The sequence below is a fragment of the Parasphingorhabdus cellanae genome, assembly GCF_017498565.1.
GTDB lineage: Bacteria > Pseudomonadota > Alphaproteobacteria > Sphingomonadales > Sphingomonadaceae > Parasphingorhabdus > Parasphingorhabdus cellanae.
This window is the reverse complement of record NZ_CP071794.1, coordinates 3,212,791-3,227,106: the sequence shown is the minus strand read 5'-3', so window position 1 is coordinate 3,227,106 and position 14,316 is coordinate 3,212,791. Positions and strand designations below refer to the sequence as shown.

The window sequence follows — 14,316 nt, the reverse complement described above, 5'->3', positions numbered from 1 at the left end:
GCCCACTCCTTAATCTCTTTTGCGCGACGTTAAGCGGTCGCTTAAATCAAGGCAAGAGCATTGACGCTGCGGCCGCAAGGTCAGTCGCGCCGATAAATTAGCGACAAGTTATTGGCTGGCATTTCAACGAGGTCGGTGCGGGTAAACCCGTTTTTCGTGGCCAGCGCATCCATGTCATCAACTTCCCGAATGCCCCAGCGCAAATTGCGGCTTTTGAGACTGCGGTCAAAGTCGAGATTGCCCTGCGCCGTGGGCGCATCACCGCGGAAATAAGGGCCGTAGAGAAAGAAAGCGCTGCCCGGTTGCAGCAGGCGCGCCGCCTTCTCAAACAGACCGATGGACGCCTCCCACGGCGCGATATGGACCATGTTGATGCACAAGATCGCTGCAGGCTGCGCAATATCCCAATCGGGCGTGAGCGCATCGAGTTGCAGCGGCGGCAGGACATTGCCCACCCCTGACCGCTTCGTCCACGCGGCGATGGAACGGCAACCATCTGGATCAGGGTCGCTGGGCTGCCATGTCAGGCCAGGGAATTTCTCACCGAAATAGACCGCATGTTCGCCCGTGCCGCTGGCAATTTCCAGCACGGTGCCACTATCGGGCAGAACATCGCGCAACAGCGCCACGATCGCGTCGCGGTTGCGCAGAGTGGCGGGGGCATGCTTTTCATCCTCCGGGCCAGCCTGATCGCGGAACCATGGGGTGGAATCGCCCTCATTTGTCATCAAAGCGCTCCTCGATGGGTTGCCGCCGCCAAATCGCGGCAAGAAAACTGCCAATGACGACATGATAGACCGCTGAGATCGCGCTGGGAACCGGCGCGAGAGCCGCCTGCATCGGTGTTGCAAATTGCGCGGCGAAGGCGGGCGTCGATGCGAGACTGGAACCCAGACCGCTATTTTGCATACCGACCTCAATACTGATTGTCCGTCGTTCTCCGACACCAAAGCCCAAAGCCCGGGTCAGAATATAACCGAGTCCAAAGCCGAAAACATGAAGCAGCAGCACGGCCAACATCAATATACCAAAATGTTCCTGTATCAGGGCTTTGGAATTGGCAATGATGGCGCCAACGATCAACACAATTACGATCACCGATGCGAGCGGAGAGACTATTGCGATTTTTGCCGTCGTTTTGGGAAAATAGCGATTAAGCAGCACACCCGCAATCACCGGCAATAGCACGATCGAGACCATGTTGATAAACAGGTTCCATTGGTCAATCTCGACAAATTTTCCGGCCAGCCAACCAGTGAGTAGCGGCGTGGCGACGACAGCGATCAGTGTCGAAGCCATGGTCATCGTCACGGACAGCGCGAGATTGGCGTTGGCGAGATAAGCCACAACGTTCGATGCCGTGCCGCCCGGACAGCAGGATACAAGGATCAGTCCAACCGCCAGTCCGGTTTCCAAGCCCGCCAGCATCGCAATGGCAATCCCGGCAAGCGGCATGACCGTGAATTGCAAGACAACGCCCGCCGCCACACATTTGGGAATACGGGCGATCCGTTTGAAATCATCAAAGGACAGCGTCAGGCCCATGCCAAGCATGATAAGGCCCAGCATAACGCTGATCAGCGGCTGACCCAATGGTCGGAAACGTCCGTCCACCACCCAGAGAAAATGCTCCGGTATGAACCACGCCCAAGCGGTGCCGAGGACCGTCCACAGCGCAAACAGGTTTGTTAAGCGCTGTATCATATTGCCCCCAAAACCGGCTGTCCGTCAGCCTTTACTCGGCTGCTTCAGCATATTCCTCCGGTTCTTGCCAGACCAAAATCGGTTTGCGGGCCGCCTGCGTCTCGTCAAGCCGCCTGCGCGGAGCGAAATGCGGCGCGGATTTGAGCAGTTCATCGCCCGCCTTGGCCCGCCCAGCAACTGACCGCAGGGCGCCGATAAACTGGTCAATCGCCGCCTTGCTCTCGGTTTCGGTCGGCTCGACCAGCATCGCGCCATGGACAACCAGTGGGAAATACATGGTCATCGGGTGATAGCCCTCGTCAATCAGGCCTTTGGCGAGATCCAGGGTGGTCAGGCCGTTGGTGAAGCCATTGTCCGAGAACAACGCCTCATGCATGCACGGCCCCGATTTCGCGAACGGCGCTTCCAGCAGATCTTCCATGCTGCGCAGGACATAGTTCGCGTTGAGCACCGCGTCCTCGGACACTTGTTTCAGGCCATCGGCACCATGGCTGAGCATATAGGTCAATGCCCGCGTAAACATGCCCATCTGTCCGTGGAAAGCGACCATGCGGCCAAAGCTGCTTTCGTGATGGTCTTCGGCGGTCTCCTCTTCGACGAGATGGAAATGGCCGTCTTCGGTTTTCTCAACAAAAGGCAGAGGTGCGAATGGCTCCAGTGCCTCGGAGAAGACCACCGGGCCGGAACCCGGACCACCGCCACCATGCGGGGTTGAGAAAGTCTTGTGCAGGTTGATATGCATCGCATCAATGCCAAGATCACCTGGACGCACCCGGCCGACAATCGCGTTGAAATTGGCGCCGTCACAATAGACCAGACCGCCCGCGTCATGCACCGCATCGGAAATGGCTTTCATATCCGGTTCAAACAGGCCGCAAGTATTGGGGTTGGTGATCATCACACCGGCCACATCAGGACCGAGGCGTGCTTTCAAAGCATCGAGATCAACTCGGCCGTTAGCATTGGCAGGGATATCCTCGACCTTGTAGCCGGCGAAAGCCGCTGTAGCAGGATTGGTACCATGGGCACTTTCGGGCACCAGGATGACTTCCCGTGCATCACCGCGCGCTTCCAGCGCCGAACGGATCGCGAGAATGCCGCACAGTTCCCCATGCGCGCCTGCTTTCGGGCTCATCGCGACCGCTGGCATGCCGGTCAAGGTCTTGAGCCAATCCGCAAGCTGATAGATGGTTTCCAGCGCGCCCTGTACGCTGTCCACAGGCTGCAACGGATGGATATCCGAAAAGCCTTTCAGGCGCGCCATTTTCTCATTGAGCCGCGGGTTATGCTTCATGGTGCAGCTGCCCAGCGGGAACAGGCCGACATCAATGGCGTAGTTCTGGCGGCTAAGCCGCGTATAGTGCCGCACGGTCTCTGCTTCCGACAGGCCCGGAATGCTGATCGGCTCGTCTCGATCAAGACCGCCTAGACGGCTTTCAACGGTTGGCGCTGCTGGTAAGTCCACACCGCTGCGGTCGGGTGATCCGGTTTCGAAAATCAATGGCTCATCAACCATCAGGGCGCGATTGCCGGTATGGGTCTTCAGTGCACCTGTATCTGGCGCAATGATATTCTCTTCCTGTTTGGTCGGACGGCCTTCGGTCAACATGCTCATGCCAATTCTCCTTCCAGTGCCAGTGCCAGCGTTTCGACATCCTCATCGCTGGTCGTCTCCGTTACAGCGACGACAAGCCCATGCGCCAAATCATTCTCGTCCGGATAGAGCCGGCCAAGAGACACACCAGCCAGGATTTTCTGGTCCGCAAGCTTGCGGACAATCGGCCGTGCATCTTTATCAAGAACCAGAGTGAACTCATTGAAAAAGCTCTCATTCAAAAGCGATATACCGTTTATTTTCGCCAAGCGATCCGCAGCGACGACCGCCTTCTTGTGGTTGAGCATCGCCAGTTCCCGCAATCCCTTTTCACCCAGAAGGGTCATGTGCGCGGTAAAGGCCAGCGCACAAAGTCCGCTGTTGGTGCAGATATTCGATGTCGCTTTTTCGCGGCGAATATGCTGCTCGCGCGTCGACAGGGTCAGCACGAAACCGCGCTTGCCTTCTGCATCGACCGTCTCGCCGCACAGACGTCCCGGCATCTGCCGGACATATTTCTGTTTGCAACCGAACAGACCGACATAAGGTCCACCAAATTGCAGGCCAACGCCAAGCGACTGCCCTTCGCCAACGACGATATCCGCATCCATCTGACCCGGTGCCTTTATCGCGCCCAGGGCGACAGGTTCTGTCACAACAGCGATCAGCAATGCCTTGTGACTATGCGCTTTTTCCGCAAGCGCAGACATGTCAGATACGCGTCCCAATATATCGGGATATTGGACAACGACACAGCTGGTATCGTCATCAATCTGGTCGAGCAGATCCGCGCCATCGGTCGCCGCGTCCAATGTCGGCGCTTCGCTCACCAACTGGTCCTTGGTAAAGCGCGCCATCGTCTTAGCCACCGACACATAATGCGGATGCAGACCGGACGAGAGAACCGCCTTGCCGCGCTTGGTGATCCGCCGCGCCATGACAATCGCTTCCCAGCAGGCGGTGGAGCCATCATACATGGACGCATTGGCAACATCGACGCCGAACAGGCGCGCCACCTGCGTCTGAAACTCGAACAAAGTCTGCAACGTCCCCTGCGCAATTTCCGGTTGATAGGGCGTATAGGCGGTTAGGAACTCCCCGCGCTGGATGATATGGTCGACACTGGCAGGCACATGGTGGCGATAGGCCCCTGCCCCCAGGAAGAACGGCATATCACCGGCGGCCGAATTATTCCTGGCCAGCTTCTTCATATGCGCTTCGACCGCCATTTCCCCGGCGTGCATTGGCAGATCACGGATCGGACCATCTAGCCGCGCTTCTTCTGGCACATCGACGAAAAGCTCGTCGATGCTGCTGGCACCAATTGTCGCCAGCATATCCTGACGGTCATTTGGGGTTAGCGGTAAATAACGCATTTTCTGTTCCTCAGTTTCTAGAGTCCGTCGACAAAGGCCTTGTAGGCTTTCTCATCCATCAGATCGTCAAGTTCGGATTTGTCAGACAGCGTGACCCGGAAAAACCAGCCATCTTCTTCGGCGGAGCTGTTCACCAAAGCCGGCTCGTCTTCCAACGCCTCGTTGACTTCGATGACTTCGCCCGACACGGCGGCATAAACGTCGGATGCCGCCTTTACCGATTCCACCACAGCCGCGTCATCGCCCTGTTCCAGTGCCGCGCCGACTTCCGGCGTTTCGACAAAAACAATGTCGCCCAATTGTTCTTGTGCATAGTCGGTAATACCTACTGTTGCAGTGTCGCCCTCGACGTCTACCCACTCATGCTCATCGGTAAAATATCGGCTCATAATTTCGTCCTTTTCCCTCTTCTAATCGTCTATAATTTCGGTTTGCGGTGATAGTTATGCGGCACAAAGGGCATGTCAGCGACGGTGCAGGATATCGCTTTGCCGCGTTGCTCCACGGTAATTTCGGTGCCCGTTTCGGCTAGCGCTGTCGGCACATAAGCCATGGCGATGGGTTTTTGCAGCGTCGGAGAAAAACCACCGCTGGTGACTGCACCGATGTGGTTGCCATCGGCATCGACCACGCTGGCGCCCTCGCGAATGGGTTGACGGCCATTGACGAGCAGCCCGACACGCTTTTTATCGGTCTTGTTCGGATATTGCGCCAATACCTGCTCCGCACCGGCAAAATTTCCCTCTTCCCGGCGCGCTTTGGATAGCGCAAAGTTCAAATTCGCCTCCACTGGCAGGACATCTGCATCCATATCATGGCCATAAAGCGGTAATCCCGCTTCCAGCCGCAAGCTGTCGCGTGCTCCCAGACCAATCGGTTTGACCTCTTCCAGCGCGCATAAGGCCGCTGCCAGCTTTTCGGCGTGCTCCGCCGGAACGCTGATCTCGAAACCATCTTCACCGGTATAGCCGGAGCGGCTGATGCCCAATGGGATATCACCCCACATGAAGGGACCGGCTTCCATGAAATAAAGATCCGTCGGTACCGGCCAGCCGGGCTGCATCGGGCTAATGTTCAGCTTTGCCAGCGCTTCGGCAGCTTTCGGCCCTTGCAACGCCAGCAACGCGCTATCTTCCATATGACTCAGCGTAACATCGGATGGCAGTTGCGCGTTAAAATAAGCGATATCATCATGCTTGGTTGCACCATTGACCACCAGATAGAGATTACGGCCGGTATTGGTCACCATCAGATCGTCCAATATGCCGCCATCCTGCGCCAGCAGCAGCGTGTAGCGGATTTTGCCGGCACCCAGGGCAGAGATATTGCCGGGAACGATCGCCTCCAGCGCGTCTGCCGCACCCTCCCCTTCCAATTGCACCTGCCCCATATGGCTGACATCAAACAAACCGGCATATTCGCGAGTCCACAGATGCTCGGCCATCACGCCTTCAAACTGCACCGGCATTTCATAGCCCGCAAACGGCACCATGCGCGCACCAAAGCCGCGGTGCCAGCTATCGAGCGGCAGTTTCTTCAATGTCTCGGTTTTATTATCACTCATTAAAAATTCCGCCCATGCATAAGGTACAGCTCACAGCAAAAGCCTGCAAAACTGCCCCCTCTGTCACGGAACCTGAGAGCTTAGTCCGCCTTTGCCAGTCCAACGCGACAGGCCCAATGCAGATTTCCCCTTCGGTGGAGCACGAGACTTCTAATCTTGCGCCCTCTTTCCAGAGTGCTTGTGAAGCCCATGCGGTCCATCGGCCTGAGAGTTTCCGGGGCGGTTGCTCCTTCGGCGGCCAAGCTTTTTATGGAGTTTGGCACTCTCCCGCACAGCTTCGTGATCTATACCTGAAAGGCGGCAACCAAAAGCAAACCAAAGATTGACGGAGCAGCCTCAGGGAGTCAATGATTCGATGATGCACCGCAACATTTTTCAGCGAGACGGTGAAGTAATGCAAAGCGCTGTGCTGAATTTCGTTGGAACCGGCACTGTCATCGCGCGCTGGCCGCTCGCTCCCATATCGCGTCATTTTCGTAGATTGTAGCGCCTGGTTTGTCCTCCGCGAGCAACATTGTAATGGCTGATGCCACTTCTTCTCCATCAATCGAACGATAGCGCCGCAACGACCCGTGTAGCAGCTTGTCCATCACCGGGCTGGCAATGATCGCCAAACTCTCGCCAAAGCGCGCATCACCCGATCGCTCTCCGCGCAGCAAACCAGGACGGATAATATCGAGCCGGTCAAATTTCTCAGCGCGCAACAATTGTTCGGCCTGCCCTTTGACTTTAAGGTAAAACCCGGACGCTTCGGCATTGGCCATGGTCGAGGACACCGTGATAAACTGACGTGCACCGGCGGCTTTAGCCGCTCTTCCAACCGCGCCGACCAAATCCCGATCAATCGCGGCAAAAGCCTCTTTTGATCCCGCCTTTTTCATGGTTGAGCCAAGGCAGGAAACCACGCGCTGCGCCTTTACCGACGCTATAACCTCCGGCCATTTTTCAGCAGGAGCAACATGCACCGTTGCCGCTCCATAGTCACCCTCCAATGGCCTTCGTACCAACAGATGCAGCCCGTTGTCGCACCCTTCCGTAACGAGCTTACGGACCAGCAAATTCCCTATCAGGCCAGTTGCTCCGACTACCAATATTGCTTCTGTCATATTGTTATCCAAAAATCTCGGCGTGGCGCTTGCTAGCATAGCGATCCGTCATGCCCGCCATAAAATCGGCAATATGCCGGATGCGATCCGGTTCCTGAGATGGTAATGTGTCCGTCCAGCTATCAGGCATCAAGCTTGGCTCGTTCCGATAGGCATTGACCAGATCAGCGACAACGACCCGCGCGTTGTCGGCTGCCGCCATCTGCTCCGGATGATTATACAGATTGGCATACATGAATTTTTTCAGTGCCCGCTCTTTTGTCGCCATATCGTCTGAAAAGCCGCCGATCATCAATCCGGCACCACGCACATCATCTGCCAACGCGATTCCAGTATCTTTGATCCGCTGAAGCGTTGTTGCAATAACATCATTGACCATCAGGCCAATTTGATCGCGGATCAACTCCGGTACCAGACGATCTCGCTCAACATCAGGAAAGCGCGTGCAGATATCACTCCAGCGCTCTGCGATAAATGGCAGTATCAAAAGCTGATCTATGCTGAGCAGCCCGGCCCTGATGCCATCATCAATATCGTGATTATCATAGGCAATATCATCCGCGACCGCGGCGATCTGGGCCTCCAGAGAAGGCCAACTACCCAAATCAAGGTCCATCAGCGCGTTGGCCTCGACCATAGCCCAGGTTGGCTGACTCACCGGACCATTATGCTTGGCCAGTCCCTCCAACATTTCCCATGTCAGGTTTAGGCCATCCCAGCGCGGATAGGGACGCTCCAACTTGGTCAATGTCCTTATCGTCTGCGCATTATGATCAAAGCCGCCATGATCAGCCAGCGCTTCCTCCAGCGCGTCTTCGCCCGCATGGCCAAAGGGCGGATGGCCAATATCATGAGCCAAACAAAGCGCTTCGGTCAGATCTTCATTTAGCCCCAAAGAACGCGCAATGGTCCGACCAATTTGCGCCACTTCCAAACTATGGGTCAGGCGCACCCGAAAATGATCACCGTCTGGCGAGACAAAAACCTGCGTTTTGTGGCGCAACCGGCGAAAAGAAATTGAGTGGATGATGCGATCACGGTCGCGTTGAAAGTCATCGCGCGGTCCGCGAATACTGCCATCATGTTCAGAACGCTCTTCATCATGAAGCCGCCCACGACTTTGGCGCGGGTCGCTGGCATAGCGGGCCATACCAGTCATTATTTGGGGTATGCCATTAGTTCAGCTTGTTCACTTTCGTGCCATCAGCACTAACCCAGGCGAAACCATCGCCGCCGTCTTTTCGAAAACCCGCCTCGAACTTTTTCGCGGCGCTAAAATCATCAAAGGGACCGACAACCAGACGCCGCGTCTTCCCCCAAGGAGAGGTCCAACCGCTCTTTCCGGCAAATAAATCAGAATTTTTCTCGGCCATCCGTTCATAGTCATATTTGAGTGCCCTGAGATTAGACCCTGTCGCGATCTGCACCCAGTAGCGTTTGGGGTTTTCCGGTGGCGGCGGTGCAGCTTCGACCTTTTCTGCAGCCGGTTTTTCAGCAGTCGGCTTTGCTCTGGCTGGCGTAATTGCTGCCAAATCAACGGGAACAACAGCCGTCTCTTTCTCTGTTTCAGGGATCGCAATCGCACCGATAATGTCGGACAAAGGTCGGCGCGGTGCAGCCGTTGCCGCAGCATTGTCAGATGATGCCGATCTGTTCGGTGATGATGCCGATGACCCTGCATCGGCCAAATCGAACGTCACGAGCTGCACTGGTTTTTTCGATATTTTTTCATTGGAATCCGCCGGCGCTTTGACGTCACCAATATCCACTTTTCTAGTAACACTCTCCGATACCAGTGGCGAAGTTTTCGCACCGCTGTTCGATGACGATGCACCAGCTTGTGTGCCAGCTTTTTCGGTTGTTCCCCCAATTGCAGTTTCAAAGCCCGGCGATGCGGACTGTGTTTTCGCCGCAGGTGCGGTTTGTGTGACCGGGTCATTCGGTCGATCAACTACAGGTTTGACCAATGGTCTGGCATTTGTTGGCGTGGGTAAAGTACGGCGCGCGAGAGGCATTTTTCCATTTGCCTCTGGACGAGAAGCTATCTGCCGCTTTTTTTCATCACTGCTCTTGGAACCGGGACGACGGCGCGGAGACGTATCCGGCATCGCCAACACCCTTGGCTTCTGGACATCAGCGCCAAGCGGTTCACCGACCGGTATCAGCCCGGCATCGGCGCCATCTCCGCCACGCACGGCGCTATTGGCAGCAAGACGCACCGACGCGACATCGACACCGATATTTTCACTGGCGGGAAAATGACCAAAATGGACAGCAGCAGCCTTTTGAGCCGCAGTGAGTTTTGGCATCCGATCAAAAAATGGTTTGATCGCTTTTGCCATTTTTTTCCGCATTGTCTGACTGGCAATTTTATTGGCCTCTTTCTTTTGACCATTCATCGCCAATATGAAAGCGCGGTTTCGCCAGGCATCGCGATCGCTTTTCAACAAAAGGGGGTTAAGCTGGGCTTCTGCTCCTTCGATATCTCCGCTGATCCCCAGCGAAATCGCATAGCGGCTCAACAACAGATCGCTCTGGCCATGCTGCAGAGCGAGAGCATAGTCTTTTTGTGCATCGGCGTTGCGACCAATAAGATCATAGGCCAAGCCGCGATCTACCGCGATATCCTTTGCCGTCACACCATTGGCGATAGCTTCGTCAAAATAGCGAATTGCTCCGAACGGATTTTGCTCAATCAACAGCGCCCGTGCCAGTCCGGCTTTTACCCGACCGCTTTTCGGATATATGTCGTTAGCTTTGGCGAGAAAACCAATCGCAGCTCTCGTGTCGCCGAGCCCCAACGCTGCCAATCCAGCGTCAGCCAGCGCAGAGGAATCATTGGAATTGCGCGCGATACGGCGTAGCGCATCCTGCAAATCTGCCGTGTTGGTTTTTGCGCTGCTCTGCGCCACAGCTGGCGTGGGCAGACCAGCACTCATTAGCGGCAAAGCCGCTAGAATCAGATATTTTGAGAGCGTTTTCACCATCTCATTAAACGGCTTGATTCATCCAAAATCAAGCGCTCATGAAAGCGAGAGAGGCCAGATGCCCCGATCAGACGACAGGAAACCATTGCAGGTAACTGATCGATAGCGTTGCCCTCACTGGTTGTTTTGACGGTTCAAAAATCTCGGGATATCGAGCGGGTCACTTGCCTTGTCATCGTCTTCATCGCTTTCCTCATCGGCTTTGTTTCCGCCGCGCGTGAGATTGGACATGCGCTCGAACAAGGTACCACCCCCGCTGGCAACGCGCGGGGCGGATTCGCCTGATGCGTCGGCAGCCGTGCCTTCTGAATCCAACGGTTGAATAGTATCACCGCCGAGAACCAGTTCATCTTCCTCAGGCTCGTCGCTCGTCATACCAGGTGTCAACGACGCAAATGAAGGGGCGGCTGCGCTTTCATCTGCCAGATCGTCATCATCAGAATAAATCGCTGCCGGTGCGGGCGCTGGCTGTGGATCAGGCTCAGACTCTACTTCCAGCTCTGGTTCTGGTTCGGGATCAACAACCATTTCAGCTTCTGACGTTTCAAGGCTATCGGCCATATCCAGTACAGGTTCTTCCGCCAGCTCTTCCTCTTCTGGCTCCGCAGGGATCGTTGAAGCAAAGGATGGCTCTGCAGGCGCCGGATTGCTCATCGCAAAGGACGAGCTAACCGCGGGCGCTGCGACCGAACCATCGCTGTCAATGCCCGTGGCAACAACCGACACGCGAATGCGGCCATCGAGATTTTCGTTAAACGCGCTGCCCCAGATGATATTGGCATCGGGATCGACCAGTTCGCGGATATGGTTGGCCGCTTCATCGACTTCCATCAGGCGCATGTCTTCGCCGCCGGTGATCGAAACGATAACGCCTTTCGCGCCCTGCATCGACACGCCGTCGAGCAGAGGATTCGCAATGGCTTTTTCAGCTGCTTCGAGCGCGCGGCCGTCGCCTTCGGCTTCGCCGGTGCCCATCATCGCCTTGCCCATTTCGTGCATTACGGAACGGACGTCAGCGAAATCCAGATTGATAAGGCCAGGCATAACCATCAGATCAGTGATACCACGAACACCTTGCTGCAGTACTTCGTCGGCGAGCAGGAAAGCTTCCTTGAACGTTGTGTTCGGGTTAGCGACGAGAAACAGATTCTGATTGGGGATGATGATCAGAGTATCGACGTTTTTCTGAAGTTCTTCGATACCGGCATTGGCTGACTTCATCCGCCGCGTGCCTTCGAACGTAAACGGCTTGGTCACAACACCCACGGTCAAGATACCTTTGTCGCGCGCCGCTTTGGCAATAACAGGAGCTGCACCGGTGCCCGTTCCGCCGCCCATACCAGCAGCGATGAAACACATATGCGCGCCTTCGAGAGCCTTTTCGACAAGTTCAAGTGTTTCTTCCGCCGCAGCGCGACCGACTTCAGGACGAGAGCCAGCACCAAGACCCTGCGTGATTTCTGGTCCAAGCTGAATACGCTGCTCGGCTGGGGAGCTATTAAGCGATTGGGCATCGGTATTGCTGACGATGAAATCGACGCCTTCGACCTTTGCTGCGATCATATTTGCAATCGCGTTGCCGCCAGCACCGCCAACCCCGATTACGGCGATCCGTGGTTTCAACTCTTCCACTTCAGGTGGGCCAATATTGATGCTCATTTTACTGTCTCCCCAGACATAGTCTGTATGTGTAACATTTGGGTAACGCTTTGCACAAATTTGATGTGGGAATCACCCCAAAAGTTAATTTTTTTCGTAAATTCTTAAAAATTCCCCCGGATTGCCGACATAAGCCGCCCAATTACCGCAGAACCGGCATATTTGTGGACGTTTTGATGGCTGCTGGAAAGCGATCTGAGGTCGACGGGTTCCTGTGCCGCATAAAGCGCAAGCCCGGCCAAACCTGCGAAGCCCGGACCGCTATGCGCTTCGGGCAAAGCGGTCAGGCCGGTTGGGCGTCCGATCCGCACGGTCTGGCCCAGTGCCGACTGCGCATAATCGGCAATACCTTTTAGCTCCGCCCCACCGCCGGTCAACACGACCTGCCGCCCCACCGGTCCAGTAAAGCCGAGCGTTTTTAGGGTTTGACCAATTTCACCGATCAGGTGGTCGAGCCGCTGGCGAATGACACCGATGAGCTGCGCCTTGGTGATACGGCCGTTCTCATCGGTTTCTGGTCCAACTTCATCGAGCTGCAGATCAATCACGTCATGATTGTCGCGCGGGCTGGTTGTAGCGGACCCATGAAAACATTTAATCCGTTCCGCCTGCGCACGGCGCAAACCAAAGGAAGATGCGATATCATCGGTAACATCGGCGGCACCATAAGGCAGTGTCGCCAGCCCAACCAGCATACCGCCTGCGAATAACGAAACGTTGGTCACTTCCGCGCCTAACTCAACCATCGCAACGCCGAGTTCGCGTTCTTCTTTGGATAGGCAAGCCGTGCCCGCAGCAATGGGAGACGCGATGATGGATTTGACGTTAAGATGCGCCCCGCGCACGCTCATATCGATATTGCGCACCGGCGATGCATCAGCCAGAATAACATGAATATCGACGCCAAGCCGATCAGCATGCAAGCCTTTGGGTTTCTTAACACCGGCCAAGCCATCGATCGTATAAAGCGCAGGCTGCGCATGCAGTACCATCTTGCCATGTGGATCGATACTATTACGGCCGGCTTTTAAGAGGTGATCAATATCCTCTTGCTCGATCCGCTGCCCGCCTAATTCCGTTTCGACCGACGTCAGCATGCTGGTGAGACCGCCAGCCGAAAAGCTTACCCAAACATCATCAATATTGGTGCCGGCAATCCGCTCCGCCTGTTCTACGGCATCACGGACATCCAGTTCGGTCCGTTCGGTATCGGCAATATAACCGCGCTTTACGCCTTTGCTGGCACGCTGTCCGGTTCCCAGCACGGTGATATCGCCATTGTCCATGCGGCCAGCGATCATCGCGGTGATCTTGGATGACCCGATATCCAAAGCGGTAAAAATCTTTTCTACCCGTGCTACCATTTACCTATTCCCTTGCTTCCTTCTTGCTGTCTCATGGTGTCCCTGATTTGCCCCCATTTTGATAGCGTATGTTTAACTCTCCGGTGCCGGTGATGTTTTGACCTTCGGCGGCATGCGGAGATAGGCGCGCTCTGAATCGCGCAAATCAAAATGCACCACCCCGCGCCCCAATAAGCGATTGACCCCGTCCATCCGTGCAAAGTTCAGCAACGCCGCGGCGGCTGTTTCCTCGCCTTCGGGGAGCGCTAGGGTTTCGCCACTGTCAAATTCCAGATTCCATCGCCGGTTGCCAATCCAGGTCGCGCCTGTCACCATTGGGCTGAGCGCCGGTGCCACTTCCAGCAACTTAGTCAGTTCGGGCACACGTTCATTCGCTTTTTTCCCAACAATCACGGGCAGGTCAGGAATTTCTTCCTTCTGGATTTGCTGCAGCGGATATCCCGTCTTGTCGATCAGCGACAATTTGCCGTTACGCTGCCAAACAGCGGCAGGCTCACGTTCAATAATCTCGACCACCAACGTGTCAGGCAAACGCCGCGAAATTCGTGCATCCTTAATCCAGCCATTGCCCATCAAATCATCGCGTACCTGATCAATATCGACCAGCATCATGGAACGATCTTTTTGCGCCAATGTAATTTCATAAACTTTCAGTTCGTCAATCCGGTTGACGCCCGTAACTTCAACCCGCTTCACTTCAAATCCCGCAGCACCGACTGTGGTTGCAATCTGGCTGCTGATCCGTTCGTTGATGCCGGTATAATGCGCGACGCTATAGGCACCTAACACAAACACGCCGACCAGCCCCCAGGTCAGACCTTTCTGCACTTGTGCCTCGGTCACCGGCATGGCGCGGAGGATCTTGTCAAAGATCGAGACCTGACGCACTTTTTTCCGTCCGCTTTTGCGCGGCTTGCTCTTGGACTTTTTATTTGTCCGTCTTACTGATGCTGCTGTCATCG

12 protein-coding genes and 1 riboswitch are annotated in these 14,316 nt (G+C 55.5%); all 12 genes read right to left on the bottom strand.

The window, feature by feature from the left end; translation table 11 throughout:
* Positions 1-80 precede the first annotated feature (80 nt).
* Positions 81-728, bottom strand: a complete 648-nt coding sequence (locus tag J4G78_RS15465) for a DUF938 domain-containing protein (RefSeq protein WP_207987416.1) — start codon at positions 726-728, stop codon at positions 81-83.
* Positions 718-1,704 (bottom strand): bile acid:sodium symporter family protein, encoded by a 987-nt coding sequence (locus J4G78_RS15460; protein ID WP_207987415.1) that lies wholly within the window; start codon positions 1,702-1,704, stop codon positions 718-720. Before J4G78_RS15460 ends, J4G78_RS15465 begins: the two co-directional genes overlap by 11 nt.
* A 31-nt stretch (positions 1,705-1,735) precedes the next feature.
* On the bottom strand, positions 1,736-3,319 hold the full coding sequence (gcvPB, locus tag J4G78_RS15455) for an aminomethyl-transferring glycine dehydrogenase subunit GcvPB (protein ID WP_207987414.1): 1,584 nt from the start codon (positions 3,317-3,319) through the stop codon (positions 1,736-1,738).
* A complete protein-coding gene (gene gcvPA / locus J4G78_RS15450) occupies positions 3,316-4,674 on the bottom strand; it encodes an aminomethyl-transferring glycine dehydrogenase subunit GcvPA (RefSeq protein ID WP_207987413.1) in 1,359 nt (452 codons plus the stop codon). Before gcvPA ends, gcvPB begins: the two co-directional genes overlap by 4 nt.
* A gap of 17 nt (positions 4,675-4,691) precedes the next feature.
* On the bottom strand, positions 4,692-5,063 hold the full coding sequence (gene gcvH, locus J4G78_RS15445; protein WP_207987412.1) for a glycine cleavage system protein GcvH: 372 nt from the start codon (positions 5,061-5,063) through the stop codon (positions 4,692-4,694).
* A 29-nt stretch (positions 5,064-5,092) separates the two neighbouring features.
* Positions 5,093-6,238, bottom strand: coding sequence for a glycine cleavage system aminomethyltransferase GcvT (gcvT, locus tag J4G78_RS15440; RefSeq protein ID WP_207987411.1), 1,146 nt, complete (start codon positions 6,236-6,238; stop codon positions 5,093-5,095).
* A gap of 182 nt (positions 6,239-6,420) precedes the next feature.
* A riboswitch (glycine riboswitch) is annotated at positions 6,421-6,518 on the bottom strand.
* Between the two features lie 154 nt (positions 6,519-6,672).
* Positions 6,673-7,344, bottom strand: coding sequence for an NAD(P)H-binding protein (locus J4G78_RS15435; RefSeq protein ID WP_207987410.1), 672 nt, complete (start codon positions 7,342-7,344; stop codon positions 6,673-6,675).
* A gap of 4 nt (positions 7,345-7,348) precedes the next feature.
* On the bottom strand, positions 7,349-8,503 hold the full coding sequence (locus J4G78_RS15430; RefSeq protein ID WP_207987409.1) for a deoxyguanosinetriphosphate triphosphohydrolase: 1,155 nt from the start codon (positions 8,501-8,503) through the stop codon (positions 7,349-7,351).
* 16 nt (positions 8,504-8,519) lie between these two features.
* Positions 8,520-10,331 carry an SPOR domain-containing protein gene (locus J4G78_RS15425; protein WP_207987408.1) on the bottom strand — a complete coding sequence of 604 codons (1,812 nt, stop codon included), beginning with the start codon at positions 10,329-10,331 and terminating at the stop codon, positions 8,520-8,522.
* 114 nt (positions 10,332-10,445) lie between these two features.
* Positions 10,446-11,990, bottom strand: a complete 1,545-nt coding sequence (gene ftsZ / locus J4G78_RS15420) for a cell division protein FtsZ (protein ID WP_207987407.1) — start codon at positions 11,988-11,990, stop codon at positions 10,446-10,448.
* Positions 11,991-12,094: 104 nt separating this feature from the next.
* Entirely contained in the window at positions 12,095-13,354 is a 1,260-nt protein-coding gene (gene ftsA / locus J4G78_RS15415) for a cell division protein FtsA (RefSeq protein ID WP_207987406.1), read from the bottom strand.
* A 72-nt stretch (positions 13,355-13,426) separates the two neighbouring features.
* Positions 13,427-14,314, bottom strand: coding sequence for a cell division protein FtsQ/DivIB (locus tag J4G78_RS15410; protein WP_207987405.1), 888 nt, complete (start codon positions 14,312-14,314; stop codon positions 13,427-13,429).
* Positions 14,315-14,316: the final 2 nt, after the last annotated feature.